General features: G+C 55.6%; 37 protein-coding genes. 36 read left to right on the top strand and 1 reads right to left on the bottom strand.

Features of this window, described 5'->3' with window-relative positions; translation table 11 throughout:
* Nucleotides 1-21: 21 nt before the first annotated feature.
* The 34 genes from rpsL (at nt 22) to bfr (ending at nt 20,506) form a co-directional block, all read left to right on the top strand.
* Nucleotides 22-393 (top strand): 30S ribosomal protein S12, encoded by a 372-nt coding sequence (gene rpsL, locus AC5SEM_RS22670; protein WP_003186084.1) that lies wholly within the window; start codon nt 22-24, stop codon nt 391-393.
* Nucleotides 394-500: 107 nt separating this feature from the next.
* Nucleotides 501-974, top strand: coding sequence for a 30S ribosomal protein S7 (gene rpsG / locus AC5SEM_RS22665; protein ID WP_007916467.1), 474 nt, complete (start codon nt 501-503; stop codon nt 972-974).
* A gap of 30 nt (nt 975-1,004) precedes the next feature.
* Nucleotides 1,005-3,110, top strand: a complete 2,106-nt coding sequence (fusA, locus tag AC5SEM_RS22660; protein ID WP_016984188.1) for an elongation factor G — start codon at nt 1,005-1,007, stop codon at nt 3,108-3,110.
* A gap of 31 nt (nt 3,111-3,141) precedes the next feature.
* Nucleotides 3,142-4,335, top strand: a complete 1,194-nt coding sequence (gene tuf / locus AC5SEM_RS22655; RefSeq protein WP_077574737.1) for an elongation factor Tu — start codon at nt 3,142-3,144, stop codon at nt 4,333-4,335.
* Nucleotides 4,336-4,493: 158 nt separating this feature from the next.
* Nucleotides 4,494-4,805, top strand: a complete 312-nt coding sequence (rpsJ, locus tag AC5SEM_RS22650; RefSeq protein ID WP_003186070.1) for a 30S ribosomal protein S10 — start codon at nt 4,494-4,496, stop codon at nt 4,803-4,805.
* Between the two features lie 80 nt (nt 4,806-4,885).
* Nucleotides 4,886-5,521, top strand: coding sequence for a 50S ribosomal protein L3 (rplC, locus tag AC5SEM_RS22645; RefSeq protein ID WP_003228738.1), 636 nt, complete (start codon nt 4,886-4,888; stop codon nt 5,519-5,521).
* A 12-nt stretch (nt 5,522-5,533) separates the two neighbouring features.
* Nucleotides 5,534-6,136 carry a 50S ribosomal protein L4 gene (gene rplD / locus AC5SEM_RS22640; RefSeq protein WP_007918468.1) on the top strand — a complete coding sequence of 201 codons (603 nt, stop codon included), beginning with the start codon at nt 5,534-5,536 and terminating at the stop codon, nt 6,134-6,136.
* Nucleotides 6,133-6,432: a 50S ribosomal protein L23 gene (gene rplW / locus AC5SEM_RS22635; RefSeq protein WP_002555488.1), complete on the top strand. Its 300-nt coding sequence runs from the start codon at nt 6,133-6,135 to the stop codon at nt 6,430-6,432. Before rplD ends, rplW begins: the two co-directional genes overlap by 4 nt.
* 14 nt (nt 6,433-6,446) lie before the next feature.
* Nucleotides 6,447-7,271, top strand: a complete 825-nt coding sequence (gene rplB / locus AC5SEM_RS22630; RefSeq protein ID WP_003228734.1) for a 50S ribosomal protein L2 — start codon at nt 6,447-6,449, stop codon at nt 7,269-7,271.
* A gap of 16 nt (nt 7,272-7,287) precedes the next feature.
* Entirely contained in the window at nt 7,288-7,563 is a 276-nt protein-coding gene (rpsS, locus tag AC5SEM_RS22625; RefSeq protein WP_011336172.1) for a 30S ribosomal protein S19, read from the top strand.
* Nucleotides 7,564-7,574: 11 nt separating this feature from the next.
* Nucleotides 7,575-7,907: a 50S ribosomal protein L22 gene (gene rplV / locus AC5SEM_RS22620; RefSeq protein ID WP_003103908.1), complete on the top strand. Its 333-nt coding sequence runs from the start codon at nt 7,575-7,577 to the stop codon at nt 7,905-7,907.
* Nucleotides 7,908-7,920: 13 nt separating this feature from the next.
* Entirely contained in the window at nt 7,921-8,607 is a 687-nt protein-coding gene (gene rpsC, locus AC5SEM_RS22615) for a 30S ribosomal protein S3 (protein ID WP_003176422.1), read from the top strand.
* A gap of 12 nt (nt 8,608-8,619) precedes the next feature.
* Complete coding sequence (gene rplP, locus AC5SEM_RS22610; protein WP_007896757.1) at nt 8,620-9,033, top strand: 50S ribosomal protein L16; 414 nt, start codon at nt 8,620-8,622, stop codon at nt 9,031-9,033.
* Nucleotides 9,033-9,224 (top strand): 50S ribosomal protein L29, encoded by a 192-nt coding sequence (rpmC, locus tag AC5SEM_RS22605; RefSeq protein WP_002555481.1) that lies wholly within the window; start codon nt 9,033-9,035, stop codon nt 9,222-9,224. The genes rplP and rpmC overlap by 1 nt, the downstream gene beginning before the upstream one ends.
* 2 nt (nt 9,225-9,226) lie before the next feature.
* Complete coding sequence (gene rpsQ / locus AC5SEM_RS22600; RefSeq protein ID WP_003194644.1) at nt 9,227-9,493, top strand: 30S ribosomal protein S17; 267 nt, start codon at nt 9,227-9,229, stop codon at nt 9,491-9,493.
* 23 nt (nt 9,494-9,516) lie between these two features.
* The gene (rplN, locus tag AC5SEM_RS22595; RefSeq protein ID WP_002555479.1) at nt 9,517-9,885 is read left to right on the top strand and encodes a 50S ribosomal protein L14; all 369 of its coding nucleotides are present in this window, start codon (nt 9,517-9,519) and stop codon (nt 9,883-9,885) included.
* Nucleotides 9,886-9,896: 11 nt separating this feature from the next.
* Nucleotides 9,897-10,211 carry a 50S ribosomal protein L24 gene (gene rplX, locus AC5SEM_RS22590; protein WP_008081905.1) on the top strand — a complete coding sequence of 105 codons (315 nt, stop codon included), beginning with the start codon at nt 9,897-9,899 and terminating at the stop codon, nt 10,209-10,211.
* 20 nt (nt 10,212-10,231) lie between these two features.
* Entirely contained in the window at nt 10,232-10,771 is a 540-nt protein-coding gene (gene rplE, locus AC5SEM_RS22585) for a 50S ribosomal protein L5 (RefSeq protein ID WP_003176415.1), read from the top strand.
* A 13-nt stretch (nt 10,772-10,784) separates the two neighbouring features.
* Nucleotides 10,785-11,090 (top strand): 30S ribosomal protein S14, encoded by a 306-nt coding sequence (gene rpsN / locus AC5SEM_RS22580; protein ID WP_003228726.1) that lies wholly within the window; start codon nt 10,785-10,787, stop codon nt 11,088-11,090.
* A 209-nt stretch (nt 11,091-11,299) separates the two neighbouring features.
* Nucleotides 11,300-11,692 carry a 30S ribosomal protein S8 gene (gene rpsH / locus AC5SEM_RS22575; protein ID WP_077574736.1) on the top strand — a complete coding sequence of 131 codons (393 nt, stop codon included), beginning with the start codon at nt 11,300-11,302 and terminating at the stop codon, nt 11,690-11,692.
* A 12-nt stretch (nt 11,693-11,704) separates the two neighbouring features.
* Nucleotides 11,705-12,238 carry a 50S ribosomal protein L6 gene (gene rplF, locus AC5SEM_RS22570; protein WP_003176412.1) on the top strand — a complete coding sequence of 178 codons (534 nt, stop codon included), beginning with the start codon at nt 11,705-11,707 and terminating at the stop codon, nt 12,236-12,238.
* A gap of 10 nt (nt 12,239-12,248) precedes the next feature.
* The gene (rplR, locus tag AC5SEM_RS22565) at nt 12,249-12,599 is read left to right on the top strand and encodes a 50S ribosomal protein L18 (protein ID WP_003186037.1); all 351 of its coding nucleotides are present in this window, start codon (nt 12,249-12,251) and stop codon (nt 12,597-12,599) included.
* A gap of 3 nt (nt 12,600-12,602) precedes the next feature.
* Nucleotides 12,603-13,103: a 30S ribosomal protein S5 gene (gene rpsE / locus AC5SEM_RS22560; protein ID WP_003186035.1), complete on the top strand. Its 501-nt coding sequence runs from the start codon at nt 12,603-12,605 to the stop codon at nt 13,101-13,103.
* A 2-nt stretch (nt 13,104-13,105) separates the two neighbouring features.
* Nucleotides 13,106-13,282 (top strand): 50S ribosomal protein L30, encoded by a 177-nt coding sequence (rpmD, locus tag AC5SEM_RS22555; RefSeq protein ID WP_003176408.1) that lies wholly within the window; start codon nt 13,106-13,108, stop codon nt 13,280-13,282.
* A 3-nt stretch (nt 13,283-13,285) separates the two neighbouring features.
* The gene (gene rplO, locus AC5SEM_RS22550; protein ID WP_003228720.1) at nt 13,286-13,723 is read left to right on the top strand and encodes a 50S ribosomal protein L15; all 438 of its coding nucleotides are present in this window, start codon (nt 13,286-13,288) and stop codon (nt 13,721-13,723) included.
* Complete coding sequence (gene secY / locus AC5SEM_RS22545) at nt 13,724-15,052, top strand: preprotein translocase subunit SecY (protein ID WP_077574735.1); 1,329 nt, start codon at nt 13,724-13,726, stop codon at nt 15,050-15,052. It begins immediately after the preceding gene.
* 27 nt (nt 15,053-15,079) lie between these two features.
* Entirely contained in the window at nt 15,080-15,196 is a 117-nt protein-coding gene (gene rpmJ / locus AC5SEM_RS22540) for a 50S ribosomal protein L36 (protein ID WP_002555468.1), read from the top strand.
* Nucleotides 15,197-15,325: 129 nt separating this feature from the next.
* Nucleotides 15,326-15,682, top strand: a complete 357-nt coding sequence (rpsM, locus tag AC5SEM_RS22535; protein ID WP_009045849.1) for a 30S ribosomal protein S13 — start codon at nt 15,326-15,328, stop codon at nt 15,680-15,682.
* Nucleotides 15,683-15,712: 30 nt separating this feature from the next.
* Nucleotides 15,713-16,102, top strand: a complete 390-nt coding sequence (rpsK, locus tag AC5SEM_RS22530) for a 30S ribosomal protein S11 (protein ID WP_002555466.1) — start codon at nt 15,713-15,715, stop codon at nt 16,100-16,102.
* Between the two features lie 18 nt (nt 16,103-16,120).
* Nucleotides 16,121-16,741 (top strand): 30S ribosomal protein S4, encoded by a 621-nt coding sequence (gene rpsD, locus AC5SEM_RS22525; protein WP_003176404.1) that lies wholly within the window; start codon nt 16,121-16,123, stop codon nt 16,739-16,741.
* A gap of 22 nt (nt 16,742-16,763) precedes the next feature.
* Nucleotides 16,764-17,765 carry a DNA-directed RNA polymerase subunit alpha gene (locus tag AC5SEM_RS22520; RefSeq protein WP_003186012.1) on the top strand — a complete coding sequence of 334 codons (1,002 nt, stop codon included), beginning with the start codon at nt 16,764-16,766 and terminating at the stop codon, nt 17,763-17,765.
* 42 nt (nt 17,766-17,807) lie between these two features.
* Nucleotides 17,808-18,194, top strand: coding sequence for a 50S ribosomal protein L17 (gene rplQ, locus AC5SEM_RS22515; protein ID WP_003176402.1), 387 nt, complete (start codon nt 17,808-17,810; stop codon nt 18,192-18,194).
* Between the two features lie 240 nt (nt 18,195-18,434).
* The gene (locus AC5SEM_RS22510; protein WP_495471312.1) at nt 18,435-19,889 is read left to right on the top strand and encodes a catalase; all 1,455 of its coding nucleotides are present in this window, start codon (nt 18,435-18,437) and stop codon (nt 19,887-19,889) included.
* A 149-nt stretch (nt 19,890-20,038) separates the two neighbouring features.
* The gene (gene bfr, locus AC5SEM_RS22505; protein WP_007918444.1) at nt 20,039-20,506 is read left to right on the top strand and encodes a bacterioferritin; all 468 of its coding nucleotides are present in this window, start codon (nt 20,039-20,041) and stop codon (nt 20,504-20,506) included.
* A gap of 65 nt (nt 20,507-20,571) precedes the next feature.
* Here bfr and uvrA read toward each other — a convergent pair whose 3' ends face one another.
* Complete coding sequence (gene uvrA, locus AC5SEM_RS22500) at nt 20,572-23,406, bottom strand: excinuclease ABC subunit UvrA (RefSeq protein WP_495471311.1); 2,835 nt, start codon at nt 23,404-23,406, stop codon at nt 20,572-20,574.
* A 191-nt stretch (nt 23,407-23,597) separates the two neighbouring features.
* Here uvrA and AC5SEM_RS22495 point away from each other — a divergent pair, with 191 nt between their 5' ends.
* Nucleotides 23,598-24,995, top strand: coding sequence for an MFS transporter (locus AC5SEM_RS22495; RefSeq protein WP_016983569.1), 1,398 nt, complete (start codon nt 23,598-23,600; stop codon nt 24,993-24,995).
* A gap of 9 nt (nt 24,996-25,004) precedes the next feature.
* A complete protein-coding gene (locus AC5SEM_RS22490; RefSeq protein ID WP_008081898.1) occupies nt 25,005-25,529 on the top strand; it encodes a single-stranded DNA-binding protein in 525 nt (174 codons plus the stop codon).
* The last annotated feature ends 155 nt before the right edge of the window (nt 25,530-25,684 follow it).

Raw genomic sequence — 25,684 nt, 5'->3', positions numbered from 1 at the left:
AGACAACAGTGGAGCTAGTAGATGGCAACTATCAACCAGCTGGTACGTCAGCCGCGTAAGCGTATCGTCGAGAAATCCGACGTACCTGCGCTGCAGAACTGCCCGCAACGTCGTGGCGTGTGCACCCGTGTGTACACCACCACGCCGAAAAAACCTAACTCGGCACTGCGTAAAGTATGCCGTGTGCGCCTGACCAACGGTTTCGAGGTTTCCTCGTACATCGGTGGTGAAGGTCACAACCTGCAAGAGCACAGCGTGGTACTGATCCGCGGCGGTCGTGTAAAAGACTTGCCAGGTGTTCGTTACCACACCGTTCGCGGCTCCTTGGATACTTCCGGCGTTAAAGGCCGTAACCAGGGTCGTTCGAAGTACGGTACCAAGCGTCCGAAGTAATCGGCCGTTTTGCAGATTTTCATTTTATTGAGTCGATAAGAGTAAGGTCGGGCACGCATCCATTGGATCTGTCCCGAGCTAACCTGAAGACCGCTTGAGGGCTTATCATGCCAAGACGTCGCGTAGCAGCAAAGCGTGAGATTCTGGACGATCCGAAATACGGAAGCCAGATCCTCGCCAAATTCATGAACCACGTTATGGAAAGCGGCAAGAAAGCCGTTGCCGAACGTATCGTTTATGGTGCCCTGGAAACCGTTGCGACCCGTAAGGCTGGCACCGATCCCCTGGAACTCTTCGAAAAAGCACTCGACGCCATCGCTCCGCTGGTCGAAGTGAAGTCGCGCCGCGTTGGTGGTGCTACTTACCAGGTTCCGGTCGAGGTTCGTCCTTCCCGTCGTAACGCTCTGGCAATGCGCTGGTTGGTAGACTTCGCCCGTAAGCGTGGCGAGAAGTCTATGGCTCTGCGTTTGGCTGGCGAACTGCTGGATGCTGCTGAAGGTAAAGGTGCTGCTGTTAAGAAGCGTGAAGACGTGCACCGTATGGCTGAAGCCAACAAAGCTTTCTCGCACTACCGCTTCTAATTTTAGCTTCACTAATTTTGCGAGGGCTTTATGGCTCGTACTACTCCGATTAGCCGCTACCGTAACATCGGTATCGTCGCTCACGTGGATGCTGGTAAAACCACCACCACCGAGCGCGTCCTTTTTTACACCGGCAAAAGTCACAAAATGGGCGAGGTGCATGATGGCGCCGCGACCACAGACTGGATGGTGCAGGAGCAGGAGCGTGGTATTACCATCACTTCTGCTGCCATCACCGCTTTCTGGAAAGGTTCCGAGAAGCAGTACAAGGACGAGCACCGCTTCAACGTAATCGATACCCCGGGCCACGTTGACTTCACTATTGAAGTTGAGCGTTCCCTGCGCGTACTCGACGGCGCTGTCGTTGTGTTCTGCGGTACTTCGGGTGTTGAGCCTCAGTCGGAAACCGTATGGCGTCAAGCTAACAAATACGGTGTTCCACGTCTTGTTTACGTAAACAAGATGGACCGTGCTGGTGCCAACTTCCTGCGCGTGATCGGTCAGATCAAGCAGCGTCTGGGTCACACTCCGGTGCCGATCCAGTTGGCCATCGGTTCCGAAGACAACTTCCAGGGTCAGATCGATCTGATCAACATGCAAGCTGTCTACTGGAACGACTCTGACAAAGGTATGGTCCCTGTTCGCAAGGACATTCCTGCTGAGCTCCAAGAGCTGGCTGAAGAGTGGCGCAACAACATGGTTGAAGCTGCTGCTGAAGCCAACGAAGAGCTGATGAACAAGTACCTGGAAGGCGAAGAGCTGTCGATCGAAGAGATCAAGGCTGCTTTGCGTCAGCGTACTATCGCCGGCGAAATCGTTCTGGCTGTTTGCGGTTCTTCGTTCAAGAACAAGGGTGTTCCCCTGGTTCTCGACGCCGTTATCGACTTCCTGCCTGCGCCGACCGACATTCCTGCGATCAAGGGTACTGACCCTGATAACGAGGAAATCGAGCTGGAGCGTCATGCAGACGATGCGGAGCCGTTCTCGGCTCTGGCGTTCAAGATCGCTACCGACCCATTCGTGGGTACCTTGACCTTCGTCCGTGTTTACTCGGGCGTGTTGAACTCCGGCGACGGCGTGATCAACTCGGTTAAAGGTAAAAAAGAGCGCGTGGGTCGTATGGTGCAAATGCACGCAAACGCCCGTGAAGAGATCAAGGAAGTGCGCGCTGGCGACATCGCGGCCCTGATCGGCATGAAGGACGTCACCACTGGTGAAACCCTCTGCAACGCTGACAAGCCAATCATCCTGGTTCGCATGGACTTCCCGGAGCCGGTTATTTCGGTAGCCGTAGAGCCTAAGACCAAGGATGACCAGGAAAAAATGGGCATCGCTCTGGGCAAACTTGCTCAGGAAGACCCGTCTTTCCGCGTTAAAACTGATGAAGAGACTGGTCAAACGATCATCTCCGGCATGGGCGAGCTGCACCTGGACATCCTGGTTGATCGGATGCGCCGTGAGTTCAACGTCGAAGCCAACATCGGCAAGCCTCAGGTTTCGTATCGTGAGCGCATCACGAAGAACTGTGAAATCGAAGGCAAGTTCGTTCGTCAGTCCGGCGGTCGTGGTCAGTTCGGCCACTGCTGGATCCGTTTTGCTCCTGCTGACGAAGGTCAGGAAGGTCTGCAATTCGTGAACGAAGTTGTAGGTGGTGTGGTTCCTAAGGAATACATCCCGGCTATCCAGAAGGGTATCGAAGAGCAGATGAAGAACGGCGTTGTTGCCGGCTATCCGCTGATCGGCCTGAAGGCTACCGTGTTCGATGGTTCTTACCACGACGTCGACTCCAACGAGATGGCGTTTAAAGTGGCTGCCTCCATGGCGACCAAGCAACTGGCCCAGAAGGGCGGTGGTGAGTTGCTTGAGCCGATCATGGCTGTAGAGGTTGTTACGCCTGAAGACTATATGGGTGATGTGATGGGCGACCTTAACCGTCGTCGCGGCATGATCCAGGGTATGGAAGACACAGTGTCCGGCAAGGTTATCCGTGCCGAGGTTCCACTGGGTGAGATGTTCGGTTATGCGACCGACGTTCGTTCCATGTCCCAGGGTCGCGCAAGCTACTCTATGGAATTCAAAAAATACGATACGGCTCCGTCGCACATCGTCGAATCCGTAACCAAAAAACAAGGCTGATTCAGCCCCTTTAGGCTAGGAGTTAATTGTCGTGGCTAAAGAAAAATTTGATCGTTCCCTACCGCACGTCAACGTTGGCACCATTGGTCACGTTGACCACGGTAAAACCACTCTGACTGCTGCTCTGACTCGCGTTTGCTCCGAAGTTTTCGGTTCCGCAATCGTTGACTTCGACAAGATCGACAGCGCACCAGAAGAAAAAGCTCGTGGTATCACCATCAACACCGCTCACGTTGAGTACAACTCGACAATTCGTCACTACGCTCACGTTGACTGCCCAGGTCACGCTGACTATGTGAAGAACATGATCACCGGTGCTGCTCAAATGGACGGCGCTATTCTGGTTTGCTCGGCCGCTGATGGTCCGATGCCACAAACCCGTGAGCACATCCTGCTGTCCCGTCAGGTAGGCGTTCCGTACATCGTGGTTTTCCTGAACAAGGCTGACCTGGTAGACGACGCTGAGCTGCTGGAACTGGTTGAGATGGAAGTTCGCGACCTGCTGTCCACCTATGACTTCCCGGGCGATGACACTCCAATCATCATCGGTTCGGCTCGTATGGCGCTGGAAGGCAAAGACGACAACGAAATGGGCACCACTGCCGTTCGTAAACTGGTTGAGACTCTGGATACCTATATCCCAGAACCAGTTCGTATGATCGACAAGCCGTTCCTGATGCCAATCGAAGACGTATTCTCGATCTCGGGTCGCGGTACTGTTGTGACTGGTCGTATCGAGCGCGGTATCGTTCGCGTTCAGGATCCGCTGGAAATCGTTGGTCTGCGTGACACCACCGTTACTACTTGCACCGGTGTTGAAATGTTCCGCAAGCTGCTCGACGAAGGTCGTGCTGGCGAGAACTGCGGCGTTCTGCTGCGTGGTACCAAGCGTGACGACGTTGAGCGTGGCCAGGTTCTGGTTAAGCCAGGTTCGGTTAAGCCGCACACCACTTTCACCGCAGAAGTTTACGTTCTGAGCAAGGAAGAAGGCGGTCGTCACACTCCGTTCTTCAAAGGCTACCGTCCACAGTTCTACTTCCGTACTACTGACGTGACTGGTAACTGCGAGCTGCCAGAAGGCGTTGAAATGGTAATGCCAGGTGACAACATTCAGATGACTGTTACCCTGATCAAAACCATCGCGATGGAAGACGGCCTGCGTTTCGCTATCCGTGAAGGCGGTCGTACCGTCGGCGCTGGCGTCGTAGCCAAAATCATCGCGTAATTCTCTTTTATAGAGATTGCCTGATGCTTTGAAAAAGCCCCCGCTCAGCGGGGGCTTTTTTATTGGGTTGACACCTATCTGGGGCGTCTATAGAATTGCGCCTCCTTTTAACGGGCGTATTGCGCTCGGTGGGAATAGCAGCCGGAGTCTGAAATCCAATGCAAAATCAGCAAATCCGTATCAGGTTGAAGGCTTTCGACCATCGCCTGATCGACCAATCAACCCAGGAAATCGTGGAAACCGCGAAACGTACTGGTGCTCAAGTGCGTGGTCCAATTCCACTGCCTACCCGTAAAGAGCGGTTCACCGTTCTGGTTTCTCCGCACGTCAACAAAGACGCGCGCGACCAGTACGAAATCCGCACTCATAAGCGCGTTCTGGACATCGTCCAGCCAACGGATAAAACCGTTGATGCTCTTATGAAGCTTGATCTTGCGGCCGGTGTGGAAGTGCAGATCAGCCTCGGCTAAGACTCGGTCTTAGTCGTGTAACGCTCTGAAATGGGCGGCCATAGCGGGTGAAAGCCCCGTACACTCATGAGGTTTACAACATGACTATTGGTGTAGTCGGTCGTAAATGCGGTATGACCCGTATTTTCACCGAAGAAGGTGTCTCCATTCCGGTCACGGTCATTGAGATCGAGCCGAATCGCGTCACCCAGTTCAAAACTGAAGAGACCGATGGCTATCGTGCAGTGCAAGTCACTGTCGGCGAGCGTCGTGCTTCGCGTGTAACAGCAGCTCAGGCTGGCCACTTCGCTAAAGCGAACGTTGCCGCTGGTCGCACCACCATGGAATTCCGTCTTGAAGAAGGCGAGTACCAGGCTGGCGATCTGATCAACGCTGAAATCTTCGCCGCTGGTCAACTGGTTGATGTAACCGGTCAGTCCAAGGGTAAAGGCTTCCAGGGTACGATCAAGCGTTGGAATTTCCGCGGGCAAGATAACACCCACGGTAACTCCGTATCCCACCGCGTCCCAGGCTCTATCGGCCAGTGCCAGACTCCTGGTCGTGTATTCAAGGGCAAAAAAATGTCCGGTCATATGGGCGCTGAGCGCGTGACCGTGCAGTCCCTGGAAGTAGTGCGCGTGGACGCTGAACGCAATCTGTTGTTGGTCAAGGGTGCTGTTCCTGGCGCTACTGGCGGCAACCTGGTTGTACGTCCAGCAGCCAAGGCTCGCGGTTAAGGGGAAGCTGACATGCAATTAAATGTAAATGACGCTCAAGCGATCGAAGTTTCCGAACTGACATTTGGCGGCGAATTCAACGAGACGCTGGTTCACCAAGCAGTCGTGGCCTACATGGCTGGCGGCCGTCAAGGTACCAAGCAGCAGAAGACCCGTTCCGACGTTCGTGGTGGCGGTAAGCGCCCATGGCGTCAGAAAGGTACTGGCCGTGCTCGTGCCGGTACTATCCGTAGCCCAATCTGGCGTGGCGGCGGTACCACTTTTGCAGCGCGTCCACAGGATCACTCCCAGAAGCTGAACAAGAAGATGTATCGCGCAGCAATGCGTTCCATCCTTGCTGAGCTGGTGCGTACTGATCGTCTGGTCGTGGTTCAGGATTTCGCTGTTGAAACTCCGAAAACCAAAGATCTGCTGGGCAAGCTGAACAACATGAGCCTGACCGACGTTTTGATCGTGTCGGACGCTGTTGATCAGAACCTGTACCTGGCTGCTCGTAACCTGCCGCACGTAGATGTACGTGACGTTCAAGGTTCCGATCCAGTTAGTCTGATCGCATACGACAAGGTGTTGATCACCGTGTCGGCCGTGAAGAAATTCGAGGAGCTGCTGGGATGAACCAGGAACGCGTATTTAAAGTTCTGCTTGGCCCGCACGTTTCCGAGAAGGCTACGGTTCTGGCAGACAAGAAAGGCCAGTTCGTTTTCAAGGTTGCTACTGACGCAACCAAGCTGGAAATCAAGAAGGCCGTCGAAAGCCTGTTCAGCGTGAAAGTAGAGCGCGTCACTACCCTGAATGTTCTGGGTAAGAGCAAGCGCACTGCTCGCGGTCTGGGCAAGCGTAATGACTGGAAGAAGGCAGTTATCTCCCTTCAGCCAGGCCAAGATCTCGATTTCAGCAGCAGTGCTGAGTAAGGAAGGGGTGCATCATGGCAATCGTTAAATGCAAACCGACTTCCCCTGGCCGCCGTTTTGTGGTCAAGGTGGTCAACCAGGAGCTGCATAAAGGCGCTCCTCACGCACCGCTGCTCGAGAAAAAATCGAAGACTGGTGGTCGTAACAACAATGGCCGTATTACCACGCGTCACATCGGTGGTGGTCATAAGCAGCATTATCGTATGGTCGATTTCCGTCGCAACGACAAAGATGGCATCGTCGCCACTGTCGAGCGTATCGAATACGATCCAAACCGTACTGCTCACATCGCACTGCTCTGCTACGCAGACGGCGAGCGCCGCTACATCATCGCCCCTAAAGGCGTGAGTGCTGGCGACCAGCTGATCGCAGGCGCTCTGGCTCCAATCAAGCCAGGCAACGCTCTGCAACTGCGCAACATTCCAGTCGGTTCTACCGTACACGGCATCGAACTGAAGCCAGGTAAAGGCGCACAGATCGCTCGTTCCGCTGGTGCTTCGGCTCAGCTGATCGCTCGTGAAGGCGTTTACGTTACCCTGCGTCTGCGTTCCGGTGAAATGCGTAAAGTCCTGGCTGAATGCCGTGCGACCCTGGGCGAAGTCTCGAACTCCGAGCACAGCCTGCGTTCGCTGGGTAAAGCTGGTGCCAAGCGCTGGCGTGGCGTTCGCCCAACCGTTCGTGGTGTTGCCATGAACCCGGTTGACCACCCACATGGTGGTGGTGAAGGTCGTACCTCTGGTGGTCGTCATCCGGTATCGCCATGGGGCTTCCCGACTAAGGGCGCGAAGACTCGTGGTAATAAGCGTACCGACAAAATGATCGTCCGTCGTCGCAAGTAAATAGAGGGATACGACAGTGCCACGTTCTCTGAAAAAAGGTCCTTTTATTGATCTTCACCTACTGAAGAAGATCGAAGTGGCGGCGGAAAAGAACGATCGCAAACCAATTAAGACTTGGTCGCGTCGTTCGATGATCCTGCCACAAATGGTCGGTCTGACCATCGCAGTACACAACGGTCGTCAGCACGTCCCAGTTCTCGTTAACGAAGACATGGTCGGCCACAAACTGGGCGAGTTCGCCGGTACCCGCAACTATCGCGGGCACGTGGCTGACAAGAAAGCCAAGCGTTAAGGGGTTAGGAAATGGAAGTAGCCGCTAAGTTGTCGGGCGCTCGAATCTCCGCCCAGAAAGCCCGCTTGGTCGCCGACCAGATCCGCGGGAAGAAGGTGGGCGAAGCGCTCAACTTGTTGGCTTTCAGCAGTAAGAAAGCCGCCGAGATCATGAAGAAAGTGCTGGAGTCGGCCGTAGCCAACGCCGAGCATAACGAAGGCGCAGACGTTGATGACCTGAAGGTCAGCACCGTTTTCGTCAACGAAGGGCGTTCGCTGAAGCGCATCATGCCACGTGCCAAAGGCCGTGCTGATCGCATCGTCAAGCGGTCTTGCCATATCACTGTCAAGGTTGCTGACAAGTAACGGAGTCGAAGAGATGGGTCAGAAAGTACATCCCATTGGCATTCGCCTGGGAATCGTCAAGGAGCACACCTCCGTCTGGTACGCAGACGGTCGGACTTATGCGGACTACTTGTTCGCAGATCTGAAAGTGCGTGAGTATCTCCAAGACAAACTAAAAAGCGCGTCCGTAAGCCGTATCGATATCCATCGTCCGGCCCAAACTGCACGTATCACCATCCACACCGCTCGTCCAGGTATCGTTATCGGGAAGAAAGGTGAAGATGTTGAGAAACTGCGTCAGGACCTGACCAAGCAAATGGGTGTGCCTGTGCACATCAATATCGAAGAGATCCGCAAGCCGGAGCTCGACGGTATGCTGGTTGCGCAGAGCGTAGCTCAGCAGCTGGAGCGTCGTGTAATGTTCCGTCGCGCTATGAAGCGCGCAGTTCAGAACGCCATGCGCATTGGTGCCAAGGGCATCAAAATCCAAGTGAGCGGTCGTCTCGGCGGTGCTGAAATCGCACGTACTGAATGGTATCGCGAAGGTCGTGTGCCATTGCACACCCTGCGTGCCGACATCGACTATGCCAACTACGAAGCTCACACCACTTACGGTGTGATCGGTGTAAAGGTTTGGATCTTCAAAGGCGAAGTAATTGGTGGTCGCCAAGAAGAGCTGAAACCACAAGCACCAGCGCCTCGTAAAAAAGCTGCTAAGTAAGGGGTACGCCAAATGTTGCAACCTAAGCGTACGAAGTTCCGCAAGCAGATGACAGGCCACAACCGTGGTCTGGCTCAGCGCGGTAGCAAAGTCAGCTTCGGCGAGTTCGCGCTGAAGTCTGTAGCTCGTGGTCGTCTCACCGCTCGTCAGATCGAGTCAGCGCGTCGTGCTCTGACCCGTCACGTTAAACGTGGCGGCAAGATCTGGATCCGTGTATTCCCGGACAAGCCTATTTCCAAAAAGCCCCTCGAAGTTCGTATGGGTAAAGGTAAGGGTAGTGTGGAGTACTGGGTTGCCCAGATTCAGCCAGGCAAAGTCCTGTATGAAATCGAGGGTGTTTCTGAAGAGCTGGCGCGTGAGGCTTTTGCCCTGGCTGCTGCAAAGCTGCCGCTCGCCACCGCCTTTGTTAAACGGACGGTGATGTGATGAAAGCGAATGAACTTCGTGAAAAATCCGCACAGCAGCTGAACGAGCAACTGCTCGGCTTGCTGCGCGACCAGTTCAATCTGCGTATGCAGAAAGCAACTGGCCAGTTGGGGCAGTCTCATCTGCTCTCGCAAGTTAAACGTGACATCGCTCGCGTGAAGACTGTGCTCAACCAGCAGGCAGGTAAGTGATCATGGCTGAAGCCGAAAAAACTGTCCGTACGCTGACTGGCCGTGTTGTCAGCGACAAGATGGACAAAACCATCACCGTACTGATCGAGCGTCGCGTAAAGCACCCGATCTACGGTAAATACGTTAAGCGTTCGACTAAGCTGCACGCGCACGACGAAACCAACCAGTGCCACATCGGCGACAAAGTCACTATTCGTGAAACTCGTCCTATGGCCAAGACCAAGTCTTGGGCGCTGGTTGATGTTCTCGAACGCGCTGTGGAAGTCTAAGGACTAGGGGTCGGAGAAATTATATGATTCAGACTCAATCCATGCTCGATGTGGCCGATAACAGCGGCGCTCGCCGTGTTATGTGCATCAAGGTGCTGGGTGGCTCCCATCGTCGTTACGCTGGTATCGGTGACATCATCAAAGTTACCGTGAAGGAAGCAATTCCTCGCGGTAAAGTGAAAAAAGGCCAAGTGATGACTGCTGTTGTAGTCCGCACTCGTCACGGCGTACGTCGTGCTGATGGCTCCATTATCCGCTTTGATGGCAACGCTGCTGTTCTTCTGAACAACAAGCAAGAGCCGATCGGCACCCGTATCTTTGGGCCAGTGACCCGTGAACTTCGTACTGAGAAGTTCATGAAGATCGTCTCGCTCGCCCCAGAAGTGCTGTAAGGAGATCCGACATGCAAAAGATTCGTCGTGACGACGAGATCATCGTGATCGCCGGCAAAGACAAAGGTAAGCGCGGTAAGGTGCTCAAGGTTCTTGCTAATAACCGTCTGGTTATCAGCGGTCTGAACCTGGTAAAGCGTCATACCAAGCCTAACCCGATGTCGGGCGTGCAAGGCGGTATCGTCGAAAAAGAAGCTCCACTGGACGCTTCTAACGTCGCCATTTTCAACGGCGAAACCAACAAGGCTGACCGCGTTGGTTTCAAAGTAGAAGACGGCAAGAAAATTCGTGTCTTCAAGTCGACCCAAAAAGCGGTTGATGCTTGAACACTGCTAGGTAGAAGACCATGGCACGACTAAAAGAGATTTACTGGAAGGAAATCGCACCGAAGCTTAAGGAAGAACTTAAGCTTTCGAACGTGATGGAAGTTCCACGCGTTACAAAAATCACCCTGAACATGGGTCTGGGCGAAGCTGTTGGTGATAAAAAAGTCATCGAGCATGCTGTTGCTGACCTGGAAAAGATCACCGGCCAAAAAGTCGTTGTGACCTACGCTCGTAAATCCATCGCTGGCTTTAAAGTCCGTGAAGGATGGCCGATCGGCGTCAAGGTGACTCTGCGCCGTGAGCGTATGTATGAGTTCCTGGATCGTCTGCTGTCGATCTCCCTGCCTCGGGTTCGCGACTTCCGCGGCCTGAATGCCAAGTCCTTCGATGGTCGTGGTAACTACAGCATGGGCGTGAAAGAGCAGATCATTTTCCCGGAAATCGACTACGACAAGATCGATGCTCTCCGCGGTCTGGACATTACCCTGACCACCACTGCCAAGAACGATGATGAGGGCCGCGCTCTGCTGCGTGCTTTCAAATTCCCGTTCCGCAACTGATTGGAGTAGGAAAATGGCCAAGAAGAGCATGAAAAACCGTGAGCTGAAGCGTCAGCTCACCGTTGCCAAGTACGCCACCAAGCGTGCAGCGCTGAAAGCTATCATCGTTGATCTGAACGCAAGTCCAGAAGCACGTTGGGAAGCTACCGTAGCTCTGCAGAAGCAACCACGTGACGCAAGCGCTTCGCGCATGCGTAACCGTTGCCGCCTGACTGGTCGTCCGCACGGCGTTTACCGCAAGTTCGGCCTTGGCCGTAACAAGCTGCGTGAAGCTGCAATGCGTGGTGACGTACCAGGTCTGGTTAAAGCCAGCTGGTAATTGCTGTCAAAGTCTCGATGTTCGGGTTCGCAAGAACCTGACCATCGGTGGCCTTGAATCTGAATCAAGCCCCTTTTGGGGCTTGATTCATTTCTGGGGTGTGTCTAGAATGACCGGCTCGCCTGAGCCCGTGTTTTTCATGCCCGGAAGTTCTCGGCGACAAGTAGTAGCCGCAAGGCTAATTTTTCTGTATTAGGAGCGTCTAGCCCATGAGTATGCAGGACCCGTTAGCGGACATGCTAACTCGAATCCGTAATGCCCAGATGGCTGAAAAGTCTGTCGTAAGCATGCCATCTTCCACGTTGAAGGCGGCTGTAGCAAAAGTCCTGAAGGACGAAGGTTACATCGCGGATTTTCAGATCACCACCGACGCTAAACCGTCGTTGTCCATCGAGCTGAAGTACTTCGAAGGCCGTCCGGTTATCGAAGAAGTGAAGCGCGTTAGTCGTCCAGGCCTGCGTCAGTACAAGTCCGTTGAAGATCTGCCGAAAGTTCGTGGCGGTCTTGGCGTGTCTATCGTCTCCACCAACAAAGGTGTGATGACGGATCGTGCTGCGCGCGCTGCCGGTGTCGGCGGCGAAGTTCTTTGCACTGTGTTCTAAGGGGGGATAAGCATGTCTCGCGTCGCTAAGAACCCCGTTAAGCTGCCAGCCGGTGTCGAAGTAAAATTCGCAGGCCAACAGCTTTCGGTGAAGGGTGCCAAGGGTACTCTTGAACTGAACATCCATTCGTCCGTTGAGATCGTTGAAGAAGCTGGTGAGCTGCGTTTCGCTGCTCGCAATGGCGATCAACAAACTCGCGCAATGGCCGGTACCACGCGTGCGTTGGTAAACAACATGGTCCAAGGCGTAAGCCAAGGCTTCGAGCGCAAGCTCCAGCTGGTCGGTGTTGGTTACAAAGCGCAAGCAAAAGGCACGGTTCTGAACCTGGCCCTTGGCTTCTCGCACCCAGTGGATTACGAACTGCCGGAAGGCATCACCGCTGAGACTCCTAGCCAGACCGATATCCTGATCAAGGGCATCGACAAGCAGCTGGTAGGTCAAGTGGCCGCTGAGATCCGCGACTTCCGTCCACCAGAGCCGTACAAAGGCAAAGGTGTGCGCTACGCGGACGAAGTCGTCCGTCGTAAAGAAGCCAAGAAGAAGTAGGGCATAGCAAATGACCGACAAAAAAGTTACTCGACTGCGTCGCGCTCGCAAAGCACGCCTGAAAATGCACGAACTCGAAGTCGTGCGTCTCTGCGTGTTCCGCTCGTCGCAGCACATCTACGCCCAGGTCATCTCGGCCGACGGCAACAAGGTCCTGGCAAGCGCCTCGACTTTGGATAAAGAACTGCGCGATGGTGCCACTGGCAACATCGACGCGGCCACAAAGGTTGGCCAGCTGGTCGCTACGCGTGCTAAGGCCGCTGGCGTCTCGCAAGTGGCTTTCGACCGCTCTGGCTTCAAGTATCACGGCCGCGTTAAAGCGCTGGCTGATGCTGCTCGTGAAGCTGGGCTGGAGTTCTAAGTTATGTCAAATAACGACCAAAAGCGCGACGAAGGCTACATTGAGAAGCTGGTTCAAGTTAACCGCGTAGCCAAAACCGTTAAAGGCGGCCGTATCTTCACTTTCACCGCGTTGACCGTGGTTGGTGATGGTAAAGGGCGTGTTGGCTTCGGCCGTGGCAAGTCGCGTGAAGTGCCTGCTGCGATCCAGAAGGCAATGGAAGCTGCTCGCCGCAACATGATTCAAGTTGATCTGAACGGCACCACTCTGCAGTACGCAATGAAGTCCGCTCACGGCGCTTCGAAGGTGTACATGCAGCCTGCTTCTGAAGGTACCGGTATCATCGCTGGCGGCGCTATGCGTGCTGTTCTCGAAGTTGCTGGCGTTCAGAACGTTCTGGCCAAGTGCTACGGCTCGACTAACCCGGTAAACGTGGTTCACGCCACTTTCAAAGGTTTGAAAGCTATGCAGTCTCCTGAATCCATTGCCGCCAAGCGTGGCAAAAGCGTCAAGGAGATCTTCTGATCATGGCTACCGTTAAAGTAACGCTGATCAAAAGCATGACCGGCCGCATCCCTAACCACAAACTGTGCGTTAAGGGTCTGGGTCTGCGTCGCATCGGTCACACTGTGGAAGTCCAGGATACTCCCGAGAATCGCGGGATGATCAACAAGGCTTACTACATGCTGCGTGTCGAGGGTTAATCGATGAAACTCAATGATCTGAGTCCAGCGCCGGGTTCCCGTCGCGAAAAGCATCGTCCGGGCCGTGGTATCGGTAGCGGTTTGGGTAAGACTGGTGGCCGTGGTCACAAAGGTCAGACCTCCCGCTCCGGTGGCACCATTGCTCCAGGCTTTGAAGGCGGTCAACAGCCGCTGCATCGTCGCCTGCCGAAGTTCGGTTTCGTTTCCCTGAAAGCCATGGACCGCGCAGAAGTGCGTCTGTCCGAGCTGGCTAAAGTGGAAGGCGACATCGTCACCGTGCAGTCCCTGAAAGATGCCAACGTGATCAACGTCAACGTACAGCGTGTGAAAATCATGCTGTCCGGTGAAGTGACTCGCGCTGTCACTATCGGCAAGGGAATCGGCGCCACCAAAGGTGCGCGTGCGGCTATCGAAGCAGCTGGCGGCAAGTTCGAGGAATAAATGGCTAAGCAAGGTGCTCTCTCTGCGCTCGGCAAAGGCGGTATGTCTGAACTCTGGGCTCGTCTGCGTTTTCTGTTCCTGGCGATTATCGTCTACCGAATAGGCGCACACATCCCGGTTCCAGGTATTAACCCGGACCGACTCGCAGACCTGTTTCGACAGAATGAGGGGACCATTCTTAGCTTGTTCAACATGTTCTCCGGCGGCGCGCTGGAACGGATGAGCATCTTTGCACTGGGGATCATGCCGTACATTTCGGCATCGATCATCATGCAACTGATGACAGCCGTCAGTCCGCAGCTGGAGCAGTTGAAGAAGGAAGGTGAAGCTGGCCGTCGCAAGATCAGCCAGTACACCCGCTACGGCACCGTCATCCTCGCTCTCGTTCAGGCTATTGGCATGTCCATTGGTCTGGCGGGGCAGGGTGTTGCGTTCACTGGTGACTTTGGCTTCCATTTCGTCGCGGTATCCACTTTTGTGGCTGGTGCGATGTTCATGATGTGGCTGGGTGAGCAGATTACTGAGCGTGGTGTAGGCAACGGTATCTCGATGTTGATTTTTTCGGGTATCGTCGCCGGTCTTCCGAGAGCAATCGGGCAGTCTTTCGAGTCTGCGCGTCAGGGTGATATCAACATCTTCGCCTTGGTTGCCATCGGTTTGCTGGCAGTAGCGATTATCGGTTTTGTGGTGTTCATTGAGCGTGGTCAGCGTCGTATTGCTGTTCACTACGCCAAGCGTCAGCAGGGCCGCAAGGTTTTTGCTGCGCAGACAAGCCACCTGCCGCTTAAAGTGAACATGGCCGGTGTTATTCCGGCTATTTTCGCGAGCAGCATTTTGCTGTTCCCGGCTTCGTTGGGTGCCTGGTTCGGTCAGTCTGAAGGTATGGGCTGGTTGCAGGACATCTCGCAGTCGATCGCTCCTGGTCAGCCGTTGAATATTCTGCTGTTTAGTGCAGGGATTATTTTCTTCTGCTTCTTCTATACGGCGTTGATGTTCAATCCGAAAGACGTAGCGGAAAACCTGAAGAAGTCCGGTGCCTTTATTCCGGGCATCCGTCCAGGTGAGCAGTCTGCGCGCTATATTGATGGCGTTCTGACTCGCTTGACCATGTTCGGTGCTCTTTACATGACGGCCGTGTGCCTGTTGCCCCAGTTCCTGGTGGTTGCAGCAAACGTTCCGTTCTACCTTGGCGGGACCTCGTTGCTGATCGTGGTCGTGGTTGTGATGGACTTCATGTCCCAAGTACAATCGCACCTCGTTTCGCACCAGTACGAATCCCTGATGAAGAAAGCCAACCTGAAGGGTTACGGCAGCGGCATGTTGCGCTGAGTACCCATAAGGTTCGAGGAGTTGGTGATGAAAGTTCGTGCATCGGTGAAAAAGCTGTGCCGTAACTGCAAGATTATTCGCCGCGAAGGTGTTGTTCGAGTAATTTGCAGCGCGGAACCGCGTCACAAACAGCGCCAAGGCTGAGTGTGATCTGCTTGAAGCCCGGCAGCTAGTGCGCTGCCGGGTTGATTATTTGTTATTACAGCGATATTATCTCGCGCCCTATTTCTTGGCTTCCGGGGCGTAGGTAGCTGTCAATTGGAGTCCCACTGAATGGCCCGTATTGCAGGCGTTAACATTCCAGATAACAAGCACACTGTTATCTCGCTGACCTACATCTATGGTGTTGGTCGCACTACTGCGCAGAAAATTTGCGCAGAGACTGGGGTAAACCCAGCCGCAAAGATCAAAGATCTGAGCGACGAGCAGATTGAGCAGTTGCGTGGCGAAGTGGCGAAGTTCACCACTGAAGGTGACCTGCGTCGCGAAATCAACATGAAAATCAAGCGTTTGATGGACCTCGGTTGCTACCGTGGTCTGCGTCATCGTCGTGGTCTTCCAGTACGCGGTCAGCGTACCAAGACTAACGCGCGTACCCGTAAAGGTCCGCGTAAGCCGATCCGCAAGTAATCGCCCACGCGAATCGACAGGAAATTAATCATGGCAAAACCTGCTGCTCGTCCTCGTAAAAAAGTTAAAAAGACAGTGGTTGATGGCATCGCCCACATCCATGCTTCTTTTAACAACACCATCGTGACCATCACCGACCGTCAAGGTAACGCGCTTTCTTGGGCTACCTCCGGTGGTTCGGGTTTCCGCGGTTCCCGCAAGTCCACCCCGTTTGCTGCTCAAGTAGCTGCTGAACGTGCTGGTCAAGCTGCGCTGGAATATGGCCTGAAAAACCTCGACGTTAACGTCAAAGGTCCAGGTCCAGGTCGTGAGTCCGCTGTCCGTGCATTGAACGGCTGTGGCTATAAGATCGCCAGCATCACCGACGTGACGCCAATCCCGCACAACGGGTGCCGTCCGCCGAAGAAGCGCCGCGTGTAATCCAGGAGATTGTAAAGAATGGCTCGTTACATTGGTCCAAAATGCAAACTCGCTCGTCGCGAAGGCACCGATCTCTTCCTGAAGAGCGGCGTGCGCGCGATCGAATCGAAGTGCAACATTGAAGCAGCACCTGGTATCCACGGCCAACGCCGCGGTCGCCAGTCCGATTACGGCACCCAACTGCGTGAAAAGCAGAAGGTCCGTCGTATTTACGGCGTTCTCGAGCGTCAGTTCAGCGGCTACTACAAAGAAGCTGCTGGCAAGAAAGGTGCAACCGGTGAAAACCTGCTGCAACTGCTCGAATGCCGTCTGGACAACGTTGTATACCGTATGGGCTTTGGTTCGACTCGTGCCGAATCCCGTCAGCTGGTATCGCACAAGTCGATCAGCGTTAACGGTCAGACCGTAAACGTTCCGTCGTATCAGGTTCGTGCTGGTGACGTGGTTGCAGTTCGCGAGAAAGCAAAAAACCAACTTCGCATTGTCCAAGCTCTCGATCTGTGTGCCCAACGTGGCCGCGTAGAATGGGTAGAAGTAGACACTGAGAAGAAGTCGGGCGTTTTCAAGAACGTTCCTGCTCGCAGTGATCTGTCCGCCGACATCAACGAAAGCCTGATTGTCGAGCTCTACTCCAAGTAAGGGCTAGAAAATAGGTGCATCCATGCAGATTTCGGTAAATGAGTTCCTGACACCCCGCCACATTGATGTGCAGGTTGTCAGTCCAACCCGCGCCAAGATCACTCTCGAGCCTCTCGAGCGTGGTTTTGGCCACACCCTGGGCAACGCGCTGCGACGCATCCTGTTGTCCTCAATGCCCGGCTGCGCAGTAGTCGAGGCCGAGATTGACGGTGTGCTCCACGAGTACAGCGCCATCGAAGGTGTACAGGAAGACGTAATTGAAATCCTGTTGAACCTTAAAGGTCTGGCCATCAAGCTGCACGGTCGTGACGAAGTTACGCTGACCTTGTCGAAGAAGGGTTCGGGGGTGGTTACCGCTGCCGATATTCAGCTGGATCATGATGTCGAGATCGTTAATCCCGATCACGTAATCGCTAACCTGGCGTCTAACGGCGCCCTGAACATGAAGCTCACCGTAGCTCGTGGTCGTGGTTATGAACCAGCAGACTCGCGTCAGAGCGATGAAGACGAAAGCCGCAGCATCGGTCGCTTGCAGCTTGACTCTTCGTTCAGCCCGGTTCGCCGTATCGCATACGTGGTGGAAAACGCCCGTGTCGAGCAGCGTACCAACCTGGACAAGCTGGTTATTGATCTGGAAACCAACGGTACTCTGGATCCTGAAGAGGCTATCCGCCGCGCTGCAACCATCCTGCAACAGCAGTTGGCTGCGTTCGTCGACCTCAAAGGTGACAGTGAGCCAGTGGTTGTCGAGCAGGAAGACGAGATCGATCCGATCCTGCTTCGCCCGGTTGACGATCTGGAACTGACTGTACGTTCGGCTAACTGCCTTAAGGCGGAAAACATCTACTACATCGGTGACCTGATTCAGCGTACCGAAGTAGAGCTGTTGAAGACTCCGAACCTTGGCAAGAAATCCTTGACTGAAATCAAGGACGTTCTGGCCTCCCGCGGTCTGTCCCTCGGCATGCGCCTCGACAACTGGCCGCCTGCAAGTCTTAAGAAGGACGACAAGGCGACTGCCTGATCGTCGTAATCACCGAACGTAGTGTTTGGTAAGGAATGAACCATGCGTCATCGTAAAAGTGGTCGTCACCTGAGCCGCACCAGCTCGCACCGCAAGGCCATGTTCCAAAACATGGCGGTGTCGCTGTTCGAGCACGAGCTGATCAAAACTACTCTGCCAAAAGCCAAAGAACTGCGTCGCGTTGCTGAGCCGCTGATCACTCTGGCCAAGACAGATAGCCTGGCTAACCGCCGTCTGGCTTTCGACCGTACTCGTTCGAAAGCTATCGTTGGTAAGCTCTTCAACGACCTGGGCAAGCGTTACGCTACCCGTGAGGGTGGCTACCTGCGCATCCTCAAGTGCGGTTTCCGCGCTGGCGACAACGCGCCTATGGCGTACGTCGAGTTGGTTGATCGTGCTACTGCCGGCGAAGCTGTATCCGCCGAGTAAGACGTCAGTCTGAAACAAAGAACCGGGCCTAGTGCCCGGTTTTTTGTGCCTGCAAGAAAATGCGCTGTTCATACAAGCTTCTGACATGTCTCTGTTGTCACTATGTGCTGGGAAACATAATTAGTAATTATCTATCGATGTCTGCAAGTTAATGAATTTGTAGCTATCACATGGATGATCGATACTTCCCGACAAGCCGATTAGCCGGCAGTTTCAAGACTGACAGAGGAAGAAGACCGTATGAGCCAGATCAAAACGCTTACGACCGCCAGTGGCGCACCTGTCGCTGATAACCAGAATTCTCGCTCCGCCGGCCCGCGTGGCCCGCTGCTGCTCGACGACTTTCATCTGATCGAGAAGCTCGCCCACTTCAATCGGGAAAACATCCCTGAGCGTCGTGTTCACGCTAAAGGCTCAGGTGCTTACGGCACCTTTACCGTGACCCGCGACATCACCGAATACACCAGCGCCAAGTTGTTTGAATCTGTCGGTAAACAAACCCCGACGTTTTTGCGATTCTCCACGGTAGGCGGCGAACGCGGCTCTGCCGACACCGAGCGTGATCCGCGCGGTTTTGCATTGAAGTTCTACACCGAAGAAGGCAACTGGGACATTGTTGGCAACAACACGCCGGTGTTCTTCATCCGTGATCCACTGAAGTTCCCTGATTTCATTCACACGCAAAAACGTCTGCCGCAAAGCAACCTGAAAAGTGCGCAGATGATGTGGGACTTCTGGTCGCATTCGCCCGAGGCGCTGCACCAGGTCACCATTCTGTTCTCCGATCGTGGCATTCCTGATGGCTACCGTCACATGCACGGCTTCGGCAGCCACACCTACAGCCTGATCAGCGCAAAAGGTGAGCGTCACTGGGTGAAATGGCACTACAAGACCAAACAAGGCATCAAGAATCTGGCTCCGGCCGATGCTGCGCGGTTGGCTGGCACCGATCCGGATTACGCCCAGCGTGATCTGTTCGAAGCGATCGAGCGCGGTGAATTTCCGAAATGGCGCGTATGCATCCAGATCATGACCGAAGCTCAGGCGGCGGCACATTACGAGAATCCTTTTGACGTCACCAAAACCTGGTCGCAGAAAGAATTCCCGTTGATCGAGGTGGGTGAGTTGGAGCTGAACCGCAACCCGCAGAACTACTTTGCTGAAGTCGAGCAAGCCGCGTTCGGCCCAAGCAACATGGTCCCAGGCGTTGGTCTCTCGCCAGACCGCATGCTGCAAGGTCGCGTGTTCGCCTATGCCGATGCTCACCGCTATCGCGTAGGTACCAATCACCAGCAGTTGCCGGTGAACGCGCCACGCGGCCCGGTGAACACTTACCAGCGTGATGGCTCGATGGCGTTCGGCAGCAATGGTGGTGCCGCGCCTAACTACGAACCGAACAGCTATACCGAAGCGCCGAAACAAGCGCCGCGTTACGCTGAACCAGCGCTGGCCTTGAGCGGTGCTGCAGATCGCTACGATCACCGCGAGGATACCGATTACTACAGCCACGCCGGCGCGCTGTTCCGACTGATGAGCGACGAGCAGAGAGCATTGCTGGTCAGCAATATCGCCGGCGCCATGTCGGGTGTTTCCAGTGATGTGGTCGATCGTCAGCTGCAGCATTTCTACAAAGCCGACCCGGCGTATGGAGAAGCAATCGCAAAGCTGCTCAACGTACAGCTTAACGAAGTCTAAACGAGAAGCAGAACCGCCCTCATTCGGGCGGTTTTTGCGTTATTTAGGCTGCTTTTCTCAGAATATCTTCGCTTTTATTGCGTGAAGCGGGTGACCTTCCAGTCAGGTTGGTTCAAACTACAGCCTTTCAAGTAGGGAGATGTAGGGCGATGCAAGGCCACCCAGACGTAATCGATTACCTCAACACGTTGCTGACCGGCGAACTGGCCGCGCGTGATCAATATTTCGTTCATTCGCGGATGTATGAGGACTGGGGGTTCACCAAGCTCTACGAGCGAATCAACCACGAGATGGAAGAAGAAGCCGGTCACGCTGATGCACTGATGCGCCGGATTCTGATGCTCGAAGGCACGCCGCGCATGCGTCCGGATGATCTGGATGTCGGCACCACTGTGCCGGAGATGCTCGAAGCCGATCTGCGTCTTGAGTACAAAGTCCGAGCTGCGCTGTGCAAAGGCATCGAGCTGTGCGAGCAGCACAAAGACTATGTCAGCCGTGAGATCCTGCGCGTGCAGTTGAACGACACCGAAGAAGATCACACCTACTGGCTGGAAAAGCAGTTGGGCCTGATCAAGCTGATCGGTCTCGAGAACTATCTGCAATCCCACACTTCCTGATTGCAATCGATACAAAAAAGCCCCTGTCACTGATGAAGTGACAGGGGCTTTTTCATGCCTGGCGTTTAAGCCCGATCACGGATCAGCAATGGCTTGAGGTAATGGCCGGTGTGAGATTGCTTCATCTCGGCCACATCCTCAGGCGTGCCGGTGGCAATGATCTGCCCACCTTTGGAGCCGCCCTCCGGCCCCAGATCGACCAGCCAGTCGGCCGTCTTGATCACGTCGAGGTTGTGTTCGATCACCACCACTGTGTTGCCGTGGTCGCGCAGTCGATGCAACACATCGAGCAACTGCTGAATATCCGCGAAGTGCAGACCGGTGGTTGGCTCATCGAGGATGTACAGGGTCTTGCCGGTGTCACGCTTGGACAGTTCGCGGGACAGCTTGACCCGCTGCGCTTCACCGCCGGACAACGTGGTCGCCGACTGTCCGAGCTTGATGTACGACAGACCGACATCCATCAGCGTCTGCAGCTTGCGCGCCAGCGCCGGCACCGCGTCGAAGAACACTCGGGCTTCCTCGATGGTCATTTCGAGGGTTTCGTGGATGCTCTTGCCCTTGTATTTGATCTCAAGGGTTTCGCGGTTGTAGCGCTTGCTCTTGCACACATCGCACGGCACGTAGATGTCTGGCAGGAAGTGCATCTCAACCTTGATCAGACCATCGCCCTGGCACGCTTCGCAACGACCGCCCTTGACGTTGAACGAGAAGCGCCCCGGGCCGTAACCACGAGAGCGTGATTCGGGCACGCCGGCGAACAGTTCACGGATCGGTGTGAACAGCCCTGTATACGTCGCAGGGTTAGAGCGCGGTGTACGGCCAATCGGGCTCTGGTCGATATCGACGACTTTGTCGAGATGCTCCAGGCCTTTGATGCTGTCATGCGCTGCCGCTTCCAGGGTGGTCGCGCCGTTGAGGGCGGTGGCGCTCAGCGGGAACAGCGTGTTGTTGATCAGCGTCGATTTGCCCGAGCCGGACACGCCGGTGACGCACGTCAGCAGACCGATCGGGATATCCAGATCGACATTACGCAGGTTGTTGCCACGCGCGCCTTTGAGCGACAGGTTGAGCTTCTTGTTGCGTGGTGTGCGCTTGGCCGGCACTTCAATCTTCACCCGGCCCGACAGGTATTTGCCAGTCAGGGAGTCCGGATGCGCCATGACTTCCGCCGGCGTACCTTCGGCAACGATCTGCCCGCCGTGCACGCCGGCGCCCGGGCCGATATCGACAACATAGTCAGCCAAACGAATCGCATCTTCGTCGTGCTCAACCACGATTACCGTGTTACCGATGTCGCGCAGGTGCTTGAGCGTGCCGAGCAGTCGGTCGTTATCACGCTGATGCAAGCCGATGGACGGTTCGTCGAGGATGTACAACACGCCCACCAGGCCCGCACCGATCTGGCTGGCCAGACGAATCCGTTGCGCCTCGCCACCGGAAAGGGTGTCAGCGCTGCGATCCAGCGACAGATAGTCGAGACCGACGTTGACGAGAAACTGCAGACGCTCACGGATTTCCTTGAGAATCTTGTCCGCGATCTCGCCACGGCGGCCGGTCATCTTCAGCTGGCCGAAGTATTCGCAAGCATCACCGATCGGCAGATTGGTCACCGCCGACAATGTCTTCTCGCCAACCCAAACGTGCCGCGCCTCGCGACGCAGGCGCGTGCCACGGCAATCCGGGCACGACTGAGTGCTGAGGAACTTGGCCAGCTCTTCGCGCACGCTTGCCGACTCGGTCTCGCGGTAGCGACGCTCAAGGTTGGGCACGATGCCTTCGAACGGGTGCGAACGTTTGACGATATCGCCACGGTCGTTCAGGTATTTGAAGTCGACGTTCTGCGAGCCGCTGCCGTGCAGGATGAATTTCTGCTGGTCGGCCGGCAGTTCGTTGAACGGTACTTCGAGGCTGAAACCGTAGTGCGAGGCCAGTGAGCCGAGCATCTGGAAGTAGTAGACGTTGCGCCGGTCCCAGCCGCGGATCGCACCCTCGGCCAAGGTCAGGTCGCCGTTGACCAACCGCTTGATGTCGAAGAACTGCTTCACGCCCAGGCCATCACAGGTCGGGCAAGCGCCGGCCGGGTTGTTGAAGGAGAACAACTTCGGTTCCAGTTCGCTGATCGCATGGCCGCAGATCGGGCAGGCGAAGCGCGCGGAGAAGATCATCTCTTCGCCCGGCTCATCGTCCATCGGCGCCACCAGTGCAATGCCGTCCGCCAGTTTCAGCGCAGTCTCGAAAGACTCGGCCAGACGTTGCTGCAGATCGGCGCGTACCTTGAAACGGTCGACGATTACATCGATCGAGTGCTTCTTCTGTTTATCCAGTTTCGGCAGTTCGTCGAGCTCACAGATGCGGCCGTTGACCCGGGCGCGTACGAAACCTTGTGCGCGCAGCTCTTCGAAGACCGAAAGGTGTTCACCTTTACGCTCGCGGATCACCGGGGCCAACAGCATCAGCTTGCTGCCTTCCGGCTGCGCCAGCACCAGGTCGACCATCTGGCTGACGGTCTGCGCTTCCAGTGGAATATCGTGATCCGGGCAGCGCGGCGTACCGACGCGGGCATAGAGCAGGCGCAGATAGTCGTAGATTTCGGTGATGGTGCCGACCGTGGAGCGCGGGTTGTGCGAGGTCGACTTCTGTTCGATGGAGATCGCCGGCGACAGGCCTTCGATGGTGTCGACGTCGGGTTTTTCCATCATCGACAGGAACTGGCGGGCGTAGGCCGACAGCGATTCGACATAGCGGCGCTGACCTTCGGCGTACAGTGTGTCGAAGGCCAGGGACGACTTGCCGGATCCGGACAGGCCGGTGATGACGATCAGCTTGTCCCGTGGCAGGGTCAGGTCGATGTTCTTCAGGTTGTGGGTACGGGCCCCACGTATCAGGATCTTGTCCAAAGTGGCCTCGCTCGGCGGGCGTCGAAAACATAGGAGTATACGGGCAAATACTGGATGGATGCACACTATCAAACGAAGGGTTTTTTGCCCCGGATGAAGAGAGTTTCATCTATACGCGTCAAAGCGTCGCGATCTACCCCGTCTTCCGATGGGACTGGTAGAATCGCCGCCGGTTCACACGAGGTTTTTCCATGCACGATCCCCACAGCGAACGCATGAGTGGCAGCGAGACCCGCGCGGCGAGCGGTCTGGCCCTGGTGTTCGCCTTCCGTATGCTTGGCATGTTCATGGTGTTGCCGGTACTGGCGACCTACGGCATGGATCTGGCAGGCGCGACCCCGGCCCTGATCGGGTTGGCTATCGGCGCTTACGGCCTCACCCAGGCAATTTTCCAGATTCCGTTCGGAATCATTTCCGACCGCATAGGCCGTCGTCCGGTGATTTACCTCGGGCTGATCGTCTTTGCCCTCGGCAGTGTGCTGGCGTCTCAGGCCGACTCGATCTGGGGCGTCATCGCCGGGCGGATCCTGCAGGGTGCCGGGGCGATTTCCGCTGCGGTCATGGCGCTGCTTTCCGACCTGACCCGCGAACAACATCGCACCAAAGCGATGGCCATGATCGGTATGACCATCGGTCTGTCGTTCGCCGTGGCCATGGTGGTTGGGCCGCTGTTGACCCGTGCTTTCGGGCTCTCTGGATTGTTTCTTGCCACCGGCGGCATGGCGCTGGTGGGCATCGTCATCGTGATGTTCATGGTGCCGAAATCCACCGGGCCGTTGACTCATCGCGAGTCCGGCGTGGCGCGTCAGGCCTTGATGCCGACGCTCAAGCATCCGGACTTGCTGCGACTCGATCTGGGCATCTTTGTGTTACATGCCATGTTGATGTCGAGCTTCGTTGCATTGCCCCTGGCGCTGGTGGAAAAAGCCGGTTTGCCCAAGGAACAGCACTGGTGGGTCTACCTCACCGCGCTGCTGATTTCGTTCTTCGCCATGATCCCGTTCATCATCTATGGCGAGAAGAAACGCAAAATGAAACGAGTTTTGCTCGGCGCCGTCATGACGCTGATGCTGACTGAGCTATTCTTCTGGCAGTTCGGCGACAGCCTGCGGGCTCTGGTGATCGGTACGGTGGTGTTCTTCACCGCGTTCAATCTGCTGGAGGCTTCATTGCCGTCGCTGATCAGCAAGGTTTCACCGGCGGGCGGGAAGGGCACGGCGATGGGCGTGTATTCCACCAGCCAGTTCCTCGGTTCGGCACTCGGCGGGATACTCGGCGGCTGGCTGTTTCAGCATGGCGGTCTGTCGGTTGTGTTCCTTGGATGTGCCGGGCTGGCTGCACTTTGGTTGGCCTTTGCTGTTACCATGCGTGAACCTCCCTACGTGACGAGCCTGCGCTTGCCGTTGTCGCCCGAGGCGATCCGCGAAGCGGGTCTGGTCGAGCGCCTCAAGGCCCTCGTAGGGGTAACCGATGCAGTGATAGTTGCTGACGAAGCGGCTGTTTACATCAAACTGGACAAAGAATTAGTGGATCGCGACACCCTCGAACGCCTGGTGAACAACCCGGCCGGGGCTGCTTGCGAAGCCTAGGAGAACGTTATGGCCCGTGGGGTTAACAAAGTCATATTGGTCGGCACTTGCGGCCAGGATCCCGAAGTTCGCTACCTGCCTAACGGTAACGCCGTGACCAACCTGAGTCTGGCCACCAGCGAACAATGGACCGACAAGCAAACCGGTCAGAAGGTCGAGAAGACCGAGTGGCACCGTGTTTCGATGTTCGGCAAGGTTGCGGAAATTGCCGGCGAATACCTGCGCAAGGGTTCGCAGGTTTACATCGAAGGCAAGCTGCAGACCCGTGAGTGGGAAAAAGACGGTATCAAGCGTTACACCACCGAAATCGTGGTCGACATGCAAGGCACCATGCAACTGCTCGGCGGCCGTCCACAGCAGGGCGACCAACAAGGTGGTGGCAACAACTACCAGCAGTCCGCTCCAGCGCCACGCCAGCAGGCGCCGCGTCCGCAGCAGTCGGCTCCACAGCAGCGTTCGGCCCCGGCTCCACAACAGGCCGCACCGCAACCGGCTCCGGATTTCGATAGCTTTGATGACGATATTCCGTTCTGATTCGCTGCTGTAACCGCTGCAAATAAAAAGGCCCGTCGCTTAAACGACGGGCCTTTTTTGTGGAGCAAATAACCTGCAATCCCCCCGATCAACTGTGGGAGCGAGCCTGCTCGCGAAGGCGTCGGTCAGTTCAAAAAATGGTTGAATGACACACC

The organism is Pseudomonas sp. CH61 (assembly GCF_059429415.1).
The sequence above is the reverse complement of the archived record's forward strand: the minus strand, read 5'-3'. Positions and strand labels throughout refer to the sequence as shown.

Excerpts from the sequence above, each read along its gene's own strand:
- rpmD (WP_003176408.1), top strand. The coding sequence starts at position 13,106 with ATGGCTACCGTTAAAGTAACGCTGATCAAAAGCATGACCGGCCGCATC.
- rplQ (WP_003176402.1), top strand. The coding sequence starts at position 17,808 with ATGCGTCATCGTAAAAGTGGTCGTCACCTGAGCCGCACCAGCTCGCAC.
- AC5SEM_RS22510 (WP_495471312.1), top strand. The coding sequence starts at position 18,435 with ATGAGCCAGATCAAAACGCTTACGACCGCCAGTGGCGCACCTGTCGCT.
- rpsM (WP_009045849.1), top strand. The coding sequence starts at position 15,326 with ATGGCCCGTATTGCAGGCGTTAACATTCCAGATAACAAGCACACTGTT.
- rplD (WP_007918468.1), top strand. The coding sequence starts at position 5,534 with ATGCAATTAAATGTAAATGACGCTCAAGCGATCGAAGTTTCCGAACTG.
- rplX (WP_008081905.1), top strand. The coding sequence starts at position 9,897 with ATGCAAAAGATTCGTCGTGACGACGAGATCATCGTGATCGCCGGCAAA.
- rpsC (WP_003176422.1), top strand. The coding sequence starts at position 7,921 with ATGGGTCAGAAAGTACATCCCATTGGCATTCGCCTGGGAATCGTCAAG.
- rplC (WP_003228738.1), top strand. The coding sequence starts at position 4,886 with ATGACTATTGGTGTAGTCGGTCGTAAATGCGGTATGACCCGTATTTTC.
- rplO (WP_003228720.1), top strand. The coding sequence starts at position 13,286 with ATGAAACTCAATGATCTGAGTCCAGCGCCGGGTTCCCGTCGCGAAAAG.
- AC5SEM_RS22495 (WP_016983569.1), top strand. The coding sequence starts at position 23,598 with ATGCACGATCCCCACAGCGAACGCATGAGTGGCAGCGAGACCCGCGCG.
- AC5SEM_RS22490 (WP_008081898.1), top strand. The coding sequence starts at position 25,005 with ATGGCCCGTGGGGTTAACAAAGTCATATTGGTCGGCACTTGCGGCCAG.
- rplB (WP_003228734.1), top strand. The coding sequence starts at position 6,447 with ATGGCAATCGTTAAATGCAAACCGACTTCCCCTGGCCGCCGTTTTGTG.
- rpsN (WP_003228726.1), top strand. The coding sequence starts at position 10,785 with ATGGCCAAGAAGAGCATGAAAAACCGTGAGCTGAAGCGTCAGCTCACC.
- rplF (WP_003176412.1), top strand. The coding sequence starts at position 11,705 with ATGTCTCGCGTCGCTAAGAACCCCGTTAAGCTGCCAGCCGGTGTCGAA.
- rpsD (WP_003176404.1), top strand. The coding sequence starts at position 16,121 with ATGGCTCGTTACATTGGTCCAAAATGCAAACTCGCTCGTCGCGAAGGC.
- rplV (WP_003103908.1), top strand. The coding sequence starts at position 7,575 with ATGGAAGTAGCCGCTAAGTTGTCGGGCGCTCGAATCTCCGCCCAGAAA.
- rplP (WP_007896757.1), top strand. The coding sequence starts at position 8,620 with ATGTTGCAACCTAAGCGTACGAAGTTCCGCAAGCAGATGACAGGCCAC.
- rpsE (WP_003186035.1), top strand. The coding sequence starts at position 12,603 with ATGTCAAATAACGACCAAAAGCGCGACGAAGGCTACATTGAGAAGCTG.
- rplE (WP_003176415.1), top strand. The coding sequence starts at position 10,232 with ATGGCACGACTAAAAGAGATTTACTGGAAGGAAATCGCACCGAAGCTT.
- rpmC (WP_002555481.1), top strand. The coding sequence starts at position 9,033 with ATGAAAGCGAATGAACTTCGTGAAAAATCCGCACAGCAGCTGAACGAG.
- rplR (WP_003186037.1), top strand. The coding sequence starts at position 12,249 with ATGACCGACAAAAAAGTTACTCGACTGCGTCGCGCTCGCAAAGCACGC.
- rplW (WP_002555488.1), top strand. The coding sequence starts at position 6,133 with ATGAACCAGGAACGCGTATTTAAAGTTCTGCTTGGCCCGCACGTTTCC.
- secY (WP_077574735.1), top strand. The coding sequence starts at position 13,724 with ATGGCTAAGCAAGGTGCTCTCTCTGCGCTCGGCAAAGGCGGTATGTCT.
- AC5SEM_RS22520 (WP_003186012.1), top strand. The coding sequence starts at position 16,764 with ATGCAGATTTCGGTAAATGAGTTCCTGACACCCCGCCACATTGATGTG.
- rpsQ (WP_003194644.1), top strand. The coding sequence starts at position 9,227 with ATGGCTGAAGCCGAAAAAACTGTCCGTACGCTGACTGGCCGTGTTGTC.
- rpsK (WP_002555466.1), top strand. The coding sequence starts at position 15,713 with ATGGCAAAACCTGCTGCTCGTCCTCGTAAAAAAGTTAAAAAGACAGTG.
- rpmJ (WP_002555468.1), top strand. The coding sequence starts at position 15,080 with ATGAAAGTTCGTGCATCGGTGAAAAAGCTGTGCCGTAACTGCAAGATT.
- bfr (WP_007918444.1), top strand. The coding sequence starts at position 20,039 with ATGCAAGGCCACCCAGACGTAATCGATTACCTCAACACGTTGCTGACC.
- rpsG (WP_007916467.1), top strand. The coding sequence starts at position 501 with ATGCCAAGACGTCGCGTAGCAGCAAAGCGTGAGATTCTGGACGATCCG.
- fusA (WP_016984188.1), top strand. The coding sequence starts at position 1,005 with ATGGCTCGTACTACTCCGATTAGCCGCTACCGTAACATCGGTATCGTC.
- rplN (WP_002555479.1), top strand. The coding sequence starts at position 9,517 with ATGATTCAGACTCAATCCATGCTCGATGTGGCCGATAACAGCGGCGCT.
- rpsL (WP_003186084.1), top strand. The coding sequence starts at position 22 with ATGGCAACTATCAACCAGCTGGTACGTCAGCCGCGTAAGCGTATCGTC.
- rpsH (WP_077574736.1), top strand. The coding sequence starts at position 11,300 with ATGAGTATGCAGGACCCGTTAGCGGACATGCTAACTCGAATCCGTAAT.
- rpsJ (WP_003186070.1), top strand. The coding sequence starts at position 4,494 with ATGCAAAATCAGCAAATCCGTATCAGGTTGAAGGCTTTCGACCATCGC.